General features: G+C 47.0%; 17 protein-coding genes. All 17 read right to left on the minus strand.

All coding sequences use genetic code 11. From position 1 onward, the window contains the following. Positions 1–9: 9 nt before the first annotated feature. Positions 10–1,425 (minus strand): cysteine--tRNA ligase, encoded by a 1,416-nt coding sequence (gene cysS, locus J4G07_13205; GenBank protein MCE2414951.1) that lies wholly within the window; start codon positions 1,423–1,425, stop codon positions 10–12. Between the two features lie 186 nt (positions 1,426–1,611). Further along, positions 1,612–2,085 carry a 2-C-methyl-D-erythritol 2,4-cyclodiphosphate synthase gene (locus J4G07_13210; GenBank protein MCE2414952.1) on the minus strand — a complete coding sequence of 158 codons (474 nt, stop codon included), beginning with the start codon at positions 2,083–2,085 and terminating at the stop codon, positions 1,612–1,614. A gap of 194 nt (positions 2,086–2,279) precedes the next feature. Continuing rightward, complete coding sequence (gene ispD / locus J4G07_13215) at positions 2,280–2,981, minus strand: 2-C-methyl-D-erythritol 4-phosphate cytidylyltransferase (GenBank protein ID MCE2414953.1); 702 nt, start codon at positions 2,979–2,981, stop codon at positions 2,280–2,282. Further along, the gene (locus tag J4G07_13220) at positions 2,941–3,969 is read right to left on the minus strand and encodes a PIN domain-containing protein (protein ID MCE2414954.1); all 1,029 of its coding nucleotides are present in this window, start codon (positions 3,967–3,969) and stop codon (positions 2,941–2,943) included. The genes ispD and J4G07_13220 overlap by 41 nt, the downstream gene beginning before the upstream one ends. Before the next feature lie 375 nt (positions 3,970–4,344). After that, on the minus strand, positions 4,345–5,706 hold the full coding sequence (gene radA, locus J4G07_13225; GenBank protein ID MCE2414955.1) for a DNA repair protein RadA: 1,362 nt from the start codon (positions 5,704–5,706) through the stop codon (positions 4,345–4,347). Positions 5,707–5,867: 161 nt separating this feature from the next. Next, positions 5,868–7,430, minus strand: coding sequence for an MCE family protein (locus tag J4G07_13230; GenBank protein ID MCE2414956.1), 1,563 nt, complete (start codon positions 7,428–7,430; stop codon positions 5,868–5,870). A gap of 1 nt (position 7,431) precedes the next feature. After that, complete coding sequence (locus J4G07_13235) at positions 7,432–8,211, minus strand: ABC transporter ATP-binding protein (protein ID MCE2414957.1); 780 nt, start codon at positions 8,209–8,211, stop codon at positions 7,432–7,434. A gap of 150 nt (positions 8,212–8,361) precedes the next feature. Continuing rightward, positions 8,362–9,186, minus strand: a complete 825-nt coding sequence (locus J4G07_13240) for an ABC transporter permease (GenBank protein MCE2414958.1) — start codon at positions 9,184–9,186, stop codon at positions 8,362–8,364. 134 nt (positions 9,187–9,320) lie between these two features. Then, positions 9,321–10,652 (minus strand): replicative DNA helicase, encoded by a 1,332-nt coding sequence (gene dnaB / locus J4G07_13245; GenBank protein MCE2414959.1) that lies wholly within the window; start codon positions 10,650–10,652, stop codon positions 9,321–9,323. 2 nt (positions 10,653–10,654) lie between these two features. Continuing rightward, positions 10,655–11,101 carry a 50S ribosomal protein L9 gene (rplI, locus tag J4G07_13250; GenBank protein ID MCE2414960.1) on the minus strand — a complete coding sequence of 149 codons (447 nt, stop codon included), beginning with the start codon at positions 11,099–11,101 and terminating at the stop codon, positions 10,655–10,657. Between the two features lie 221 nt (positions 11,102–11,322). Then, the gene (rpsR, locus tag J4G07_13255; protein MCE2414961.1) at positions 11,323–11,523 is read right to left on the minus strand and encodes a 30S ribosomal protein S18; all 201 of its coding nucleotides are present in this window, start codon (positions 11,521–11,523) and stop codon (positions 11,323–11,325) included. A gap of 164 nt (positions 11,524–11,687) precedes the next feature. Beyond that, positions 11,688–12,161, minus strand: a complete 474-nt coding sequence (locus tag J4G07_13260) for a single-stranded DNA-binding protein (protein MCE2414962.1) — start codon at positions 12,159–12,161, stop codon at positions 11,688–11,690. Positions 12,162–12,245: 84 nt separating this feature from the next. After that, positions 12,246–12,698 (minus strand): 30S ribosomal protein S6, encoded by a 453-nt coding sequence (rpsF, locus tag J4G07_13265; GenBank protein MCE2414963.1) that lies wholly within the window; start codon positions 12,696–12,698, stop codon positions 12,246–12,248. 428 nt (positions 12,699–13,126) lie between these two features. Beyond that, positions 13,127–13,990: a methyltransferase domain-containing protein gene (locus J4G07_13270; GenBank protein ID MCE2414964.1), complete on the minus strand. Its 864-nt coding sequence runs from the start codon at positions 13,988–13,990 to the stop codon at positions 13,127–13,129. A gap of 12 nt (positions 13,991–14,002) precedes the next feature. Then, a complete protein-coding gene (locus J4G07_13275) occupies positions 14,003–14,839 on the minus strand; it encodes a class I SAM-dependent methyltransferase (protein ID MCE2414965.1) in 837 nt (278 codons plus the stop codon). Between the two features lie 76 nt (positions 14,840–14,915). Next, a complete protein-coding gene (locus tag J4G07_13280) occupies positions 14,916–15,356 on the minus strand; it encodes an ABC transporter substrate-binding protein (protein ID MCE2414966.1) in 441 nt (146 codons plus the stop codon). A 216-nt stretch (positions 15,357–15,572) separates the two neighbouring features. Beyond that, positions 15,573–15,746 carry a transposase gene (locus J4G07_13285; protein ID MCE2414967.1) on the minus strand — a complete coding sequence of 58 codons (174 nt, stop codon included), beginning with the start codon at positions 15,744–15,746 and terminating at the stop codon, positions 15,573–15,575. Positions 15,747–15,748: the final 2 nt, after the last annotated feature.

Here is a 15,748-nt window from a genome sequence, read left to right on the forward strand (position 1 = left end):
TTTTACTCCTTATGAAATGATTCTCCAAGTAGCCCCCTCACGGGTGTCCTGGATTTCAATGTTGAGTTCTTTAAGTCTGTCCCGAATTTTATCAGATGTATCCCAGTCTTTGCGACTTCGAGCCTCCTGTCGAACCTCCAATAGCAGGTCAATGAGCTGGTCGCGTTGCTCCACGTTGCCGTCATCTTGGACATCCATATTGTAAATTCCGAGCACTTCACAGGTTTCAGTCAACACTTCGTAGGCTTGTGCGAAAACGGGGGCAGCTGCTCCATCAGAAGTCGCAAGCGACCTGTTGACTTCGGCAACAAGCGTGAAAATAGCACCGAGTGCTTGTGCGGTATTGAAGTCTGTATCCATTGCGTCTGTAAATTTCGACTTCATCGTCTGGATCGCGTCCTGAAGCGGTGAGGTCTCGGTTTCGCTCACATCAAACTGTCCGTTATACTTTTTCAACGCGTCCAAACAGTTGTTCAAACGCCTGAGCGCGCCTTCCGATTTTGCCAAACTCTCTGGATTGTAGTCGAGTGGGTGCCGGTAATGTGCCGAAATCAGGAAATGCCGAATCACTTCAGTGGGATAATGGTCGAGAGCGTCTCGTAGCAGGATAAAATTCTGTTCGGATTTGCCCATTCGTTTGCCATCAATTTTCAAAAAAGCAACGTGCATCCAGTAACGTGCGAAGGTGCGTCCTGTTGCCAATTCGCTCTGTGCTATCTCATTTTCGTGGTGCGGGAACTGTAAATCTTCGCCACCTGCGTGAATATCAATTGTCTCACCGAGGTGTTTCATCGCCATGGCAGAACATTCTATATGCCATCCGGGTCTGCCTTTACCCCAAGGGCTCTCCCAAGAAGGCTCACCCGGCTTCGCGGCTTTCCACATATCAAAATCCCGCGGATCCTCCTTCCGCTCATCAATTTCAACACGTGCCCCCGCGAGGAGATCCTCCGGTTTCCGATGGGACAGTTTCCCATATTCAGCAAATTGATTCACGCGATAATATACACTTCCATCAATGACATAAGCCGCACCTTTATCAACTAAGGTCTGAATTAGACTTATCATCTCCGGGATGTGTTCGGTTGCTTTCGGGTGAACATCTGCAGGATGGATACCGAGGCGTTGGGAATCCTCAAAGAATGCTTCGCCATTCTGATGTGCAAGTTGCTTGGCACTCACACCTAACTCTGCCGCACGATTGATAATCTTGTCATCAATATCCGTCAAATTTTGAACCAGTTTGACTTTGTACCCTCTATACACCAGATAGCGTCGAATAATATCTGTTATTAAAGCAGTCCGTGCGTTGCCCATATGAATATAATCGTAAACAGTCGGACCGCAACTGTAAATAGATACCTGCTCGGGATTTAGCGGGACAAAATCCTCTAATTGTCGGCTCAGCGAGTTATAAATCTTCATTTTTTAACTATGGGTTCCTGAACTGCCCTCTGTGCGGACCCGGAATGTAATACAAGGAACGGATTTAGTGCATTCCGAGACTAAATCCAGTCCATTTCCAGACGGAATCCCGCAGCCCTACGGTTTTGGGCAGGTTTTCGGTTAATTTCATACTGAGTTCGTTATCGGCGAGAAAAACAAAAACATCTACAACCGAGAAAGACAAGCGATAGCGTGAGCGACAATCGCTTTGCCCTCGCCGACAACGCCCAGTTCTTCCGCTGTGGTAGCCTTTACGTTCACCTCTTCTACGGCAATATCAAGCGTCTTGGCAAGTCTTGTGCGCATATCCAAAATGTAGGGTGCCAATTTCGGACGCTGTGCGATAACTGTACTATCTACATTTTCAATTTGGTAACCACATTTTCTGACCTTTGCCGCGGTCTCTGCGAGAAAAATAAGACTATCCATACCTTCATAACGATCATCTGTATCAGGAAAATGTGTGCCAATATCACCGAGTGCGGCTGCTCCTAAAATCGCATCTACGATCGCGTGGGTCAGGACATCTGCATCTGAATGCCCTAACAATCCCAAATGATATGATATCTCAACGCCACCGAGAATCAATTTTCTATCAGAGACCAATCGATGAACGTCGTAACCAATACCTATTCGCATTTTTTCTTATACATAGTTGTCAGTTGTCGGTTATCAGTTACCAAGTTGGGAAGTGTTCTAAAGTTAGGAAGTTGGGAAAGAGTGTTGCCAACTTTACAACTCCACAACTTCGCGACTTCAAACTGTTGCGGGGGTCCTGACGACTGACGATTTCCATTCTTCCGACATCTGATAACCGAAGACTGAAACCCATCTTACCAAAGGGTAGTATCTGAGAGCAACACTTCAGCGACTTGTAAATCAATGGGTGTCGTTATCTTTAGATTCGCGTAACTTCCGTTCACCAACTTAACAGGAAAGCCGAGTTGCTCAACAAGAGAGGCATCATCAGTCGCTGTAAGTTGGCGTGCTTGCGCGGCTTGATGCGCCTCCTTTAAAAGAGATTTCCGAAAGACTTGAGGGGTTTGCACCGCCCAAAGTTGATCACGCACGGGTGTTTCAACAATGAGATTGTCTTGGTTGGCGACTTTAATTGTATCCTTGACTGGCACCGCTGCAACAGCCGCGCCACACTCGTCTGCGGCGGTGAGACATGTGAAAATGATCTCATCTGTCACAAAAGGACGCACGCCGTCATGGACAATCACGAAATCAACATCTGCTGACAGGGCGCGTATACCGTTATAGACGGACATCTGACGAGTTTCTCCCCCCTCAACAAGTTCCTGTACCTTTGTAAATTGGTAAGGATGTAACACGGCATCGTGACACTGACGAAAATCATCTCGGTCAACAATGACGAAAATCGCATCCACAGCACTATTTTGCTCGAACTGTTGAATGGTATGTGTCAAAATCGGCTTTTGTGCCAATTTTAAGTAAGGTTTTTTCACCGAATGCGCCATCCGGGTCCCCTTACCAGCTGCGGGGATAAGAGCGCACACCTTTCTGTTCATCAGTGTCCACTTCATGTTCTTTTATTCTCGTGAAAATCATCTGACCTGCACTCGTGCGTAACATTTGTGTAACTTCAACGTTAAGCGCACTTCCGATGTAAGGCTTCCCATCTTCAACAATTACCATAGTGCCATCATCAAGATAGCCAACGCCCTGATTCGGTTCCTTGCCTTCTTTGAGGAGAAGTACTTGAATCACCTCACCGGCAATGACGACAGGACGGACAGCATTTGACAGTTCATTGATATTGAGGACTTTCACACTCTGCAATTCAGCGACTTTGTTGAGGTTCAAATCGTTTGTGATAATCGTTGCCCCTTGTTGTTGTGCGAGATGAACTAATTTTGCATCAACTTCCGGCAAATGCGGCACTTCTTCCTCTGAGATCTCAACATCAATCGCTGGGTTGTTCTGAAGTGCTCTGAGAATATCGAAACCGCGCCGCCCTTTATTTCTGCGGAGCGGTTCTGTTGAATCCGCAATATGTTGCAACTCATTGAGAACAAATCGTGGAATGACAAGCGTACCTTCGATAAATTTGGTTTGGCAAATCTCAAGAATTCTGCCATCAATAATAACACTTGTGTCTAAAATTTTGAAGTTACTTGCAGCGTGAACCGCGCGTGAATCGCCAGGACGGGTGGACTTGTTTGATTCGAGTAACTGGCTTAAATCCAAGGTCGTAGAGAGATAATAACCGCACATCATGCCCACGTACCCCAGACTGAGAACCATCACTATTTTTAGATTATCATCAAGTTGTGAAAGCAGAGGTAGTATGGCAATAGAAACTAACAGACCCACAGCAAGCCCCATCAGACTTGCAATGATACTACGCACACTGGGTGTACGCAGACAAATTTCTGCTCCAACAAGCAGAAGAGCAACAACAAATCCGACAATCGCTGCAATTGGGTCTCTGGAAATGATATAGCAGCTTGCCGCACTTGCAATTATGAAAAAGAGACGGATTCCCCAAATTTTCATCTTTTGTACTCCATTGTACGCAACGTATCACTCGAAAAATAGTGCTGTCACTTGTGGGCGCGGACTCTATTGAACGTGAGTTTGATAAAAGTATCACGTAGGGTTTCGCTACCATTATTGACACAGAAAGTGTCTTGAAAACGACACATCTCTCCACATTCTGCGATTTTTTCGGCGTATTTACGGCTCTACCTGGGGGAAACACCCAAGCAAAAACACCTACAGATTTATTTTCAAACTGGCGTTATTTATACTTATGAATACCTCTGTCTACCTGTATCTGCGCCCAGATAGATTCGCGACGGACTCTATAAACAAACCGACTTCACAACGCCCAAATTGAGGCTTTATAACCATCAACAACAGCGAATCGTATTACAGCAAAGCCCCGATACTGTCATATACGTCGCTAACACCTACAAGCTCAATCTCCTCGTCGATTTCCAAGCTTTTCCGGTTATATTCAGGGAAGATCACACGTCTGAAGCCTAACTTCGCGGCTTCTCGGATGCGTCTTTCAACATGTGTGACAGGACGAATTTCACCACCAAGCCCAACCTCCCCAATCACAACTGTCTTCCGATCCACAGGGAGATCGCGATGGCTTGAGGATATTGCCATCATCACGCCGAGGTCTATCCCGGGTTCATCAATGCGTAACCCACCGGTAATGTTAATAAAAACGTCAGAATCCCCGACGTTAATCCCGACCCTCTTATTAAGGACGGCAATGAGCAAAGCAATTCGGTGTCTGTCCACTCCGGCTGCTGTATTACGAGGGTTTCCATAATGTGTAGGCACGACGAGCGCCTGCACTTCCATGAGCAAAGGGCGGGTACCCTCTATACTTGAAACGACAACGGATCCTGAAACTTCTTCCTCCCTGTTGCTTAAAAAGAGTTCTGATGGGTTCATCACATCCACAAGCCCTGTGCTCTGCATCTCAAAGATACCAATCTCATTCGTGGAACCGAACCGATTTTTGATTGCTCGAAGGATACGGTAAATGTGGTGTTGTTCACCCTCAAAATAGAGCACAGTATCTACCATGTGTTCTAAAACACGAGGCCCCGCGAGAGCCCCTTCCTTTGTCACATGTCCAACGAGAAACACTGGGATATTTCGATTCTTTGCACAAATTAGGAGATGTCCGGCACACTCACGAATCTGAGTAACGCTCCCAGGTGCAGACGGGATACTTGACAAATAAACCGTCTGTATAGAATCAACGATGACAACTTTCGGTTCTCGCTCCTCAATATACTTTTCAATCTGCTCTAAATTGTTTTCGCACAGCACATAGAGTGTATCAGATGCAACGCCGAGCCGAGTCGCACGGAGCTTCGTCTGGCTCACAGACTCCTCACCGGAAACGTAAAGCACATCCCCATAGTTCCGACTTAATGCATCACTGGCTTGTAGTAATAATGTAGATTTGCCGATCCCAGGATCTCCGCCGATAAGGACTACGGAACCCGGTACAATCCCGCCACCGAGTACTCTATCAAACTCCGACATTCCCGTGAGGTGTCGTTCTACTTCGCTTGCTGTAACCTGCGAAATGGGTTCGGGTTCGCGAGACATTTGTCCGATATCACGATGTTTCGATGGCGTCGTGAGGGTTTCCACCTCTTCGGCGAAACTCTGCCAACTTCTACAAGTCGGACACCGTCCGAGCGTCTTCGGTGTTGTATACCCACATTCTTGACAGACAAATTTGCGTCGCTCTCGTGCCATTCTTTAATTTTACCTTGCGGAGGAACAACGTGCGTTTTGACTTTGAAGTGCGTTCCTTATACCCGTCTGCGCCGTTGTTGCAGGCTACGGTTTTTTAGTTATACCTTGAGGAACCTTTATGAGGCGACCCTCTTTACTGACTGCTGACTGCCATTTGCCAACTACCACTCACCACCAAAAAAGCGAAATCCTGTTGTCCAACGTCGTTCACGGGTCAAGTTCTCTACGCCCAATAGAAATTGTCCATACTGGAAGAACCGGAACGCCACTTCGGCGTTCAACTCTGGTTCCCTGCTTGTTAACCCTACACCTTCAACGCTGACACCGAAACGTCGGGACCACAACCACAAATCGAGTCCCGCGCCGACTCTGGAATGCATAAACCCAGCGCGCGCCCGAAGAAAATCTGTTACATCATGTGCATACTGAAACTCAAACCGAATCTTCTCGTCCCGAACACCCACCCCGAGTCTAAAGCGTGCATCAGATCCTTGAGAGAGCAAAATTGCCAACTCGTTGTAGAGTCGCTCTTCAAGGCTGAGATAACGGAGTTCATAATCCCAACCAAACTGGGGTAGATCAAAGCGCTGCAACTGCCTCTCAGTTCTTTGAGAAAGGTCCGTCACCGCACTCATGGTTTCATCGACATTTTGTAAGGTTCGGCGGACATCTTCAAGTGGTTCCGGTGTGTTCAGCAATTGGGCAACGGTCCCCTTCCCTTTGTTAAGCGTGTTCAGAAAACGATTGACGCTCGTTTCAAGTGCGGCGACCGAAGCAGTCGTTGCATTTAGATTTTCTAATATTGGTGCGATATTGGCTTCTCCTGTTTCAATAGCACGACTACTTTGCGAAACGAGGGCAGAAATCTGTGTTGCTAACGCGTCGAAATCCGATCGAAAAGCTTGTGTTATCTGCCGAAATTCTGATGTTGTTGCGCGAATATCGGTGAAAATAGTGTTGAACTTCGGTGAATTCTGATTCAGAAGCCTCAAGAGTTCACGCGTAATGTCACTTATTTGACTGCTCACCATCAGGGAATCGCCTTCCAACTGTGTGACGAGGTTATTTACCTTTACGAGGGTTCCCTGAAACCGTCTATCGTTCTCTAAGGCGAGTTGTGTTAAAGTTTGTACCGTTTCTTCAGAGTCAACGCTCAACTTCTCAATAGTTTTTCCAGTGAGTGCGACGACTTCTCGAATCTCTTTGATGGCGAGTTGAATCGCTTCTTGGTTGGCTTGGAGCACTTCATTCGCAGCTGTTGTGAGTTCAATAGCCTGTGTCATACCAGCACTTGTCTGCTCAAGGAGTTCCAAGGCATTTACAGGATCTTTTCCAACAATCGGCAAGTTCGCTGGCTTTAATATCGGGTTCCCAACCGGTCCATTGTCAAGAGCGATATAAATTTCACCGACAAACCCGTTCATAGAAATTCTGGCACTACAGTCCTCCCTCAACCACTCAAATGCGTTCTTGACTTTCGCTTTGATGTGTACATTATCAGTATCAGGACGAAGCTCAATAGCCGTTACTTTTCCAATTGGGACTCCATAGAGGTAAACCGCTGCCCCGACATAAAGCCCGTTAACAGAACGGAATTGAAACGTTAGTTCATCACCAGCAGTTGCCCAGGGCCAATTCTCAGCATTCGTAAGAAGGATTGTCAGAAAAACGATTGCGACCAGAACCATTACACCGACTTTTACGGAAGCTGTCCAAAAGTTCATGCTACCTCCCCAAATATTTTTTCAAAATGGGATTTTCCATGTTAAGAATCTGGTCGGGTGCTCCAAATAGGATGAACTGTTGCAAAATGGGATCGTCGATGTTGATAATTTCATCCGGTCTACCATAAGCGACCTGCTTACCTTCATGAATCATCGCCATCCGAGTCGCGACACTGAAGGCACTGTGCATATCATGTGTAACCACAACGGAAGTAACTTGTAACCTCTTATGGAGATCTTTAATAAGTTGATTGATTTCGGTACAGGTAACCGGGTCAAGACCGGTCGTGGGTTCATCGTACAGAATAACCTCTGGATCAAATGCCAGGGCGCGTGCGAGTCCAACCCGTTTTCGCATACCGCCACTCAATTCAGCGGGTCGCAAGTCTTGGACCCCCTTTAAATCAACAAGACCGAGTTTCTCATCAACGACCTCACGCATCTCTCGTTTGTCAAGATCTGTATGCTGATCGAGCATAAAAGCGACGTTCTCCGCCACAGTCATCGAATCAAAGAGTGCAGCAGACTGAAATAGCATTCCAATCTTTCGGCGGAGGATATTTATCTTTTTGCCTTTTAGGTTCGATATTTCGGTTCCATCAAACCAAATTTCACCGGAATCCGCAGCCATCAGTCCAGTAATAATTTTGAGGAGTACACTCTTACCACACCCACTTTGTCCCATAATCACAAGCGTCTCACCCCGCGGAATTTCAAGACTCAATCCATTTAAAACGCTGTTGCCGCCAAAATTTTTTGTAACATTCCTAATTGAAATCATTTTTTAATTTTACCTTGCGGAGGCACAGCGTGCGTTTGGACTTTGACGGACGTTGCTCATATCCGCCTGCGCCGGTGTTGCAGGCTACGGTTTTTACTTATACAATTGAGGAAACCTTTATCAGGCGAAACCCTCTTTACCAACAGCTAATTATACCATCCCCAAAATGTTAAAGAGTATATGATTCAAGACAAAATCTAAAACGAGAATTGCAATAAGAGAGATTACAGCAGAGCCAGTTGTCGCAATTCCAACCCCCTCTGCTCCACCCGCCGTCGAGATACTAAACCCCTTGTAGCAACCGACTGCAGCAATCGCCATTCCAAAAGAGGTTGCTTTAATCAAACTAATGAGAACGCTTCCAACAAAAAGATTCTTCTGTACTTCTAAGAGAAAAAAGGAGCCATTTACATCGAATAGCGTAACAACAGCGACAAAACCACCACCGATGCCTGCAAATGTCGAATAGATAGTAAGCGTCGGTAACATGATAGAACACGCGAGAAAACGCGGCACAACCAGATACTTGACAGGATTTGTGCCCATCACCTCCAGTGCGTCAATTTGCTCCGTAACCTTCATTGTTGAAAGCTCAGCAGTAATTGATGCCCCGATACGCCCGGCAAGCACAAATGCGGTAATCATCGGACCGAGCTCTTTCACGACTGAGACACAGACGAATCTCGCCACCGAGCCTTCCACTGCATAAGGTTTGAGCTGAATGTATCCCTGAACCCCCAAGACCATTCCCGTGAAAAATCCAGAAACAATGACAACTGTTAAAGAATTAAAGCCGATCAACAACAACTGCTTAACTAACAGATCAAACTGAAAGGGAGGACGGAAAATTTGGATAAGGGTTTGGAAAAAGAGTGTAAAGGCTCGCCCTATCTCGGCAAGCACGTTGTGCAACCGAACCTTAACCAAATCAGGGAAACCCCCACGGGCTTCTTGTAAAGTGGACTGCTGCTCCATATTCTCTATTGGAATCGTTATCAGTTATCAGTAAAAAGAGAGTTCTGATTTCGGCACAACACCCTTTACCTAAAAACTGAAAGGTTTTTTCGCAAGAAAAAACCGAACTGAAAGCGTAGCATGCTGACACCCATCTAACTGGGATTTTCAAAGCGCATCTCGTTTTTGGTAAAATAAAGAATCACTGTCCCAGTTGGCCCGTTACGCTGTTTCTTAACCATGATGTAGGCTTCAACCCTGTTTCCGACATCTTCATCTTCGTAATAATCATCCCTGTGTAAAAAGGCAACGAGATCGGCATCTTGCTCGATTGCCCCGGACTCCCGCAAATCTGAAAGTTGCGGACGTTTATCAGGACGGCGTTCAATCTCACGACTCAATTGCGAACAGGCGATAATTGGAACATTAAGCTCCCATGCGAGGATTTTCAAAGCGCGTGAAATTTCAGAGATCTCCTGTTCACGTGCGTGATATCTCCCCGTCCCTCTCAAAAGTTGCAGGTAATCAACAATAATGAGTGCGAGATTGCTGTGTTCACCTTTTAAGCGTCGTCCCTCGGCACGTAGACTTTGAACGGTAAGACCCCGATTATCGTTAATGAGGATGGGAGCTTTCCCCAATCGACTTGCCCCATCGCTCAAGGGTCTCCAGTCATCTTCACTGAAGTTCCCCGTTCGGAGCCGCGTAAAATCAATCCGAGATTCGGTGGCTAACATTCGCATCGCGATATCTTGGGAAGGCATCTCAAGACTAAAGATTGCGACTGGACGCTTTTGTTCAAGTGCAACGTTCTGTGCGATGTTCAGCACCAAGGTTGTTTTTCCCATACTCGGTCGCGCGGCAATAATAACAAGATTACCGGGCTGCAGCCCGGAGGTCATGTGGTCAAAATCCATAAAACCGGTTGGCACGCCTAAAAATCGACTTTTTTTATGATATAAACGCTCAATGGCGTCAAGACTCTGTGTGAGTAACGAATGGATAGCGACAAACCCGCGTTGGGTATCTGTCTGGCTCAGATCAAAGACGGCTTCCTGTGATTGATTCAGGACCTCAGCAATTCCGACACTTTCGTCGTACGCCATCTCGCGAATCTGAGTAGTTGCTTGAATTAACCGACGGCGCGTCGCTTTCTCATACAGGATATCTGCGTAAAACTCTGTACTCTCCGTCTCCACGATAGGCGCCTGTAGTTCGTATAAGTACTCCGTTCCGCCTGCGCGGTTCAATTGGTCACCCTTCTTGAGTTCATCAGCGACAAGAAGAGGATCTGCGTAACTCACGCGGTCATACACCGCAAGGATCGCTGAATAGATAAGCTGATGGTCTACAGTGAGAAATACATCAGAAGTCTGACCGAGCTTGGTTATTACTGGAGGAATAACCGATTTCTCGGTCATCATTGCGCCCAGAACCGCTTGTTCAGCTTCCTTGTCAGAGAGAGAATCAGCCAGTTGTGCCTGCATAATTACGCTTCGCGTTCAACAACAACGCGGAGTTCGACGACAACATCTGTATACAATTTGATCGGTACCATGAACACGCCGAGTTCACGAATCGGCTCTGCGAGTTCAAAGAACCGCCGTTCCAAATCGAATCCCTGCGTTCGCAAATTTTCTGCGATATCCATAGAGGTAACGGATCCGAAGAGACGGTCGTTTTCACCGGCACGTCTGCTGAGTGTACATGTAACACCTGTCATCTGTCCGGCAATTTCACGTGCGCGATCTTTATTCTTCGTCTCCTGATGATCGATTACCCGTTTCTGGTGATCTAAGTGTCGACGGTTTCGTTCCGTTGCATGGACGGCTAACTGCATGGGAAGCAGATAGTTACGTGCGTAGCCATCTGCGACATTCAGGACATCGCCCGGTAGACCGAGGCCTTCAACACTTTCCTTTAGAATAACTTCCATTTTTTAATTATACCTTGCGGAGAAACGACGCAAATTTGGATATTTCACGTACATTCCTGAGATCCGCCCTCCAAATGTAAAGCAAAGACAAATTATGCCTCGTATGTCTAAAGCAGGCATAATTCCATTACGGGCTAAGGTAAAAAAGTTTTGGGTTTGGATTTCCCTGCCCAAAAAAACCATACTTCATAGGGGAACCCATTGTAAGGGTCTGCCCACTTCTATCGCGTAAACGGCAATAGTGCCATATTACGGGCGCGCTTGACTGCCCGCGTTACCATTCGTTGCTGCTTCGCCGATAGCCCAGTGACCCGGCGACTCACAATCTTGCCACGTTCATTAATAAATTTTCGCAGCGTATCGATATCTTTGTAATCAAAAGATTCTATCTTATGATAGCGCTGCCTACGACGGAATGCCATATCGATTCTGTTCCTTTTTTTAAATAGCCGTCAGCAATCAACAGTCAGTCGTCAGCAAAGATAGCGTCGTCAACGCGGTCTTTGCTGATAGAGAACCGATGGTGTCGGATGGAAACCGATGGTTAATAGACTGATTGCTAATAGCCGACGGCTGATAACCACACTTAAAATGGAATGTCGTCCTCTGTCGAAGAAGGTGTGTCGCTCACATTGGGAGCTGGTGCGTCCTGATAGGATGCAGTCTGTTCTGATGCAGCTGCGGGTCGGGCATCGGTGTAACCACCACCCCCTGCCTCATTGTCATCACGCCGTCCAACAAACTGAAACCGCTGCAGACGGACTTTAAGACGGTTCCGCTTTGTGCCGTCTTCAGCTTCCCATGAATCATATCTGAGGGAACCTTCAAGAAAAATGGGGCTGCCTTTACTGAAATACTCACCCACTAACTCTGCCTGCCTATCCCATGCTTCCACATCAACAAAGCAGACATTTTCTTTCTGTTCACCGGTCTGCCGGTCAGTATACCGTTCACTCATAGCCAATCCAAAATTCGCGATGGCTGTTCCACTCGGAAGGAATTTCACTTCGGGATCCCGAGTCAGATTTCCCATCAGGATGACCTTGTTGTAACTTGCCATGATTTCTCCTTTGTATCGTAGGTTCAAACTTTGCGAGGTAGCCTACAAGCCAAAAGTTCGTTTAAAATTTGGATGACGCTTGTTTCAGGCAGACGCTGTTGTATCTTCAGCCTCGGCGTCATCATCTGTTGTATCTTCAGCCTCTGCATTATCATCCGATGTCATTTCTTTATCCGGTGTCGATTTCTCATCTGACGTTGATTCCTTGATCTCGGTTGCCTCAGCGGTGAGTTCGGCTTTCAACTTCTCAATATCATCCTCGTATTGAACGACCATATACCGCAAAATCGCTTCAATAACATGCAAGGATTGGTTTAATTCGGCAACAAAACTCGGTGCGCACTCAAAAATGTAGAGCACATAATAGCCTTCACTCCGTTTCCGGATAGGATAGGCGAGTCGTTTTTTTCCCCAGGGATCAACCTTCAGGAGTGTTCCGCCACCTTCGATGATGCCCTTTACTTGATTCGTAAGAGCCTCTGCTTCGTTTTCATCGTGGTCGGGTGTAATGATAAGCAGCAGTTCGTAAGGATTCAAATTTTCATGCCTCTCTTCGGACTGATGGCTCCACCGCTTTTTATACAAAAGCCGGGAGCAGAGATTAATATTAATTAAGTGAACCCCATCTATCCCTGTGAATCGCCTTTGAATGAGAAGGGCAATTACAAGTTAGATGGAATTCTATTCGTTAATTTTAGTTAATATAATTATACCACATTCCAATCCATATATCAACCCAAAATGCTATTTTTAGGGACATTGAGATTTTAAAGAATGCCTTGACTGAACTTCAAAATGTATTTGTTAATATAGGTTAAAGTCAATCACAATCACACAAGTTATATAATAGTATTAACGTCCACTTATGGTTTATAATACCATACTTTAACTTATAAACCAAAATGAAATCTGTCGAAAATTCCCAATTCACACGCGAAAACCTACTGGCAATGATAACAGAAAATTTAGGTTGGGAGCGTTGCATGAGCGGTTACATGCAACGGCAAGAAAAACGGACGTTGGGATGCGAGAACCTCTTCTCGAAGCCGTGTGGCTAATGTATCCACATCAACCTGTTCTGCCGTCGCAAGCCCGTATTTCTCCAAGAGCGGAAAGAGACTCTGAAAGATCGTTGCCATGTATCGGTACCCCGCCCAAGTTTTGGCGGCACCGATAGGCGATTCAAGATGCATCGTTGGTGGCGGCAAACCTGCGTCAACAAAAGCGCGATACAGCCCAATCCCCATGTCAAGATGTGCGCCTGAATGTTCAAACACATCCAAAATCCATCGAATCAGTTGGTTCATGAGCGGCGTATCGTGATGTAAAAACGCAGGATAGAGCGTGTATTCGGGTTCCTGAAACGCGGCAATCCCGCCGGGTTTTAAATGCGTTATGAGCTGCGCGAATGCATTCCTTGGATCCGCCATATACATTAACACAAACCGTCCAACAATAGCATCAAATTGAGTAGCGAAGGTAAGCAATCGTGCATCGCCTGCAATAAATTCTACGTTCCGCATCCCCGCCTCGGTCGCTCGTTGGCGCGCGGTGTCAAGGATCGAGGCATTGACATCTACACCCACAACCTGCCCTGTCGGTCCGACGAGTTCAGCGAGGGTGAGCGCAACATCACCCGCACCACTCCCGATTTCGAGGACTCGCATCCCTTCTGTTATACCAGCTCGCTTACAGAGACGTCGCGTGGATTCCCCATAGATTCTTGATTGCTCAATGAGGCGCGTTGTTTCGTGTGAGGTACGCCCCAACGTATAGGTGGCATCGCGATCTTCTGATGTATGTGAGTTCTCTAAATAATTTTGCGCCATGCGTGGAACCATCTATGCTGTGAGAGATGCGGACGCTGTGATATGCGGCGGCAACATAATCGGTCGTTTCGCTGCAGCGACTTCTGCCTGTATCCGCTCCGCCAACGTATCAACATCTAACTCTTCAGCCGTCGTAATTCCATAAGCCTCCAGTAGAGGGACAAGGCTCCGAAAACTGTTCGCAAGATATTCGTAACCGGGCCAGTTCACGGGACCCCCCATCGGTGCCTCAAAATGTAGCGTTGGTTCTGGCAACCCCGCATCGACAAAAGCCTGATAAAGTTCCATGCCCATGTCAAGATGTGCACCGGAACGCTCAAACACGGTGCGTCCCCACTTAATCAACTCGTTTGCCAAGGGTGTATCAGGATGCTCAGCCACGGTATAAGGTGCAAAATAGGCTTCCTGGAAGGCGACAATACCACATGGACCCAGGTGTGTCGCCAAATGTTTAAGTGCCTCCACTGGATCCGCCATATACATGAGGACAAGTCGCCCGACAACAGCATCAAAGTCGTTTGGAAGTTCAAGGGTTCGGGTATCACCTGCAATGAATTCAATGTTTGAAAAACCCGCTGCATCCGCTCGAGCTTGCGCTGTTTTGAGAATATCAGGGTTGAGATCTACGCCAACAACTGTGCCTTCGGGACCGACAAATTCGGCGAGCGCGAGTGCCACATCGCCGGCACCACTCCCCACATCAAGGACTTTCATCCCTTTCGCTATGCCGCTCCTGAGAAAAAAGCGCCGTGTCACATCTTCATAGAGTTGTGATTGCTCGATTAAGCGATCCGTTTCCTCTTGGCTGCGGCCCATTGTATATTCTGCGTCTCTGGATTGATTGCTCATTTCAATTACCTCTCTATAGACATACCGCTCCGCTGGAGCGGGAAGTCGCATGTGTAATATCTATAATTGCTAAGTATTATGGTGAAATAAATTGATGGAACTGTATCTCTCCATCTTTGACAGTGTTGATAACAAGGCTTTTGATTGCGTGCCGATTTTCATCAAAATGTGATAACAGTGTCGCACCGCTGTAGTCGCGAGTCGCTTCAATTTGATCCCGAATTGCCGCGGGCGTTGTATCAGTTGCTCGGCGCATCGCCTCAATGACAATAGTCGTAGAATCGTATCCAAGTGCGGCGGGTCCGTCGGGTGCGATCCCAAATCGTTCGGTATAGGCATCAACAAACTGATGTGCTGCTTCAGTTAATTGACCATCGTGTGAAAAGTGATTCGCGAAGAAACTGCCTTCAACCGCCATTCCACCGATCTCAACTAAGTCGGGTCGGTCCCAACCATCTCCGCCGAGAAAGGTAGCAGAAATACCGATATCGTCAGCCCTTGCTTGCTTAACCGCCAATGGGAACTCGGAACCTAAGCCCGGCAAAAGACAACATCAACGGCAGGCTGAACCGCCCCAATTGCCATTAACTGCTCAGTGATACCACCCAACGCCTAAAGGCGTGGGAAACCTCGGTTTCGTAGCGACTGCGGTTTTCTCAGAGAGTCCACCGTCTATTATTCCGTCTCCGCCGCACTCACGAAGGTGCGATCGAACGGACCTGATCGCGCATTGTTACGCGGGTACCCCAGCCTGCAAAATGTTGATAGCAGCGTTGAGGTCCCTATCGTGGTGTGAACCACAGTCAGGGCATATCCACTGCCTATCTTGGAGTGTTAGATTTTCGTTGGGATGTCCACAAGCCGAACACGGCTTTGTCGTAGGCGTCCAGCGACCTGCTTTCAACAATG

It is taken from the genome of Candidatus Poribacteria bacterium (assembly GCA_021295715.1).
GTDB lineage: Bacteria > Poribacteria > WGA-4E > WGA-4E > WGA-3G > WGA-3G.

What these genes read in the sequence shown, in the direction of transcription:
- cysS (MCE2414951.1), bottom strand. Translation starts at nt 1,425, where the DNA reads ATGAAGATTTATAACTCGCTGAGCCGACAATTAGAGGATTTTGTCCCG.
- J4G07_13210 (MCE2414952.1), bottom strand. Translation starts at nt 2,085, where the DNA reads ATGCGAATAGGTATTGGTTACGACGTTCATCGATTGGTCTCTGATAGA.
- ispD (MCE2414953.1), bottom strand. Translation starts at nt 2,981, where the DNA reads ATGAACAGAAAGGTGTGCGCTCTTATCCCCGCAGCTGGTAAGGGGACC.
- J4G07_13220 (MCE2414954.1), bottom strand. Translation starts at nt 3,969, where the DNA reads ATGAAAATTTGGGGAATCCGTCTCTTTTTCATAATTGCAAGTGCGGCA.
- radA (MCE2414955.1), bottom strand. Translation starts at nt 5,706, where the DNA reads ATGGCACGAGAGCGACGCAAATTTGTCTGTCAAGAATGTGGGTATACA.
- J4G07_13230 (MCE2414956.1), bottom strand. Translation starts at nt 7,430, where the DNA reads ATGAACTTTTGGACAGCTTCCGTAAAAGTCGGTGTAATGGTTCTGGTC.
- J4G07_13235 (MCE2414957.1), bottom strand. Translation starts at nt 8,211, where the DNA reads ATGATTTCAATTAGGAATGTTACAAAAAATTTTGGCGGCAACAGCGTT.
- J4G07_13240 (MCE2414958.1), bottom strand. Translation starts at nt 9,186, where the DNA reads ATGGAGCAGCAGTCCACTTTACAAGAAGCCCGTGGGGGTTTCCCTGAT.
- dnaB (MCE2414959.1), bottom strand. Translation starts at nt 10,652, where the DNA reads ATGCAGGCACAACTGGCTGATTCTCTCTCTGACAAGGAAGCTGAACAA.
- rplI (MCE2414960.1), bottom strand. Translation starts at nt 11,101, where the DNA reads ATGGAAGTTATTCTAAAGGAAAGTGTTGAAGGCCTCGGTCTACCGGGC.
- rpsR (MCE2414961.1), bottom strand. Translation starts at nt 11,523, where the DNA reads ATGGCATTCCGTCGTAGGCAGCGCTATCATAAGATAGAATCTTTTGAT.
- J4G07_13260 (MCE2414962.1), bottom strand. Translation starts at nt 12,161, where the DNA reads ATGGCAAGTTACAACAAGGTCATCCTGATGGGAAATCTGACTCGGGAT.
- J4G07_13270 (MCE2414964.1), bottom strand. Translation starts at nt 13,990, where the DNA reads ATGGCGCAAAATTATTTAGAGAACTCACATACATCAGAAGATCGCGAT.
- J4G07_13275 (MCE2414965.1), bottom strand. Translation starts at nt 14,839, where the DNA reads ATGAGCAATCAATCCAGAGACGCAGAATATACAATGGGCCGCAGCCAA.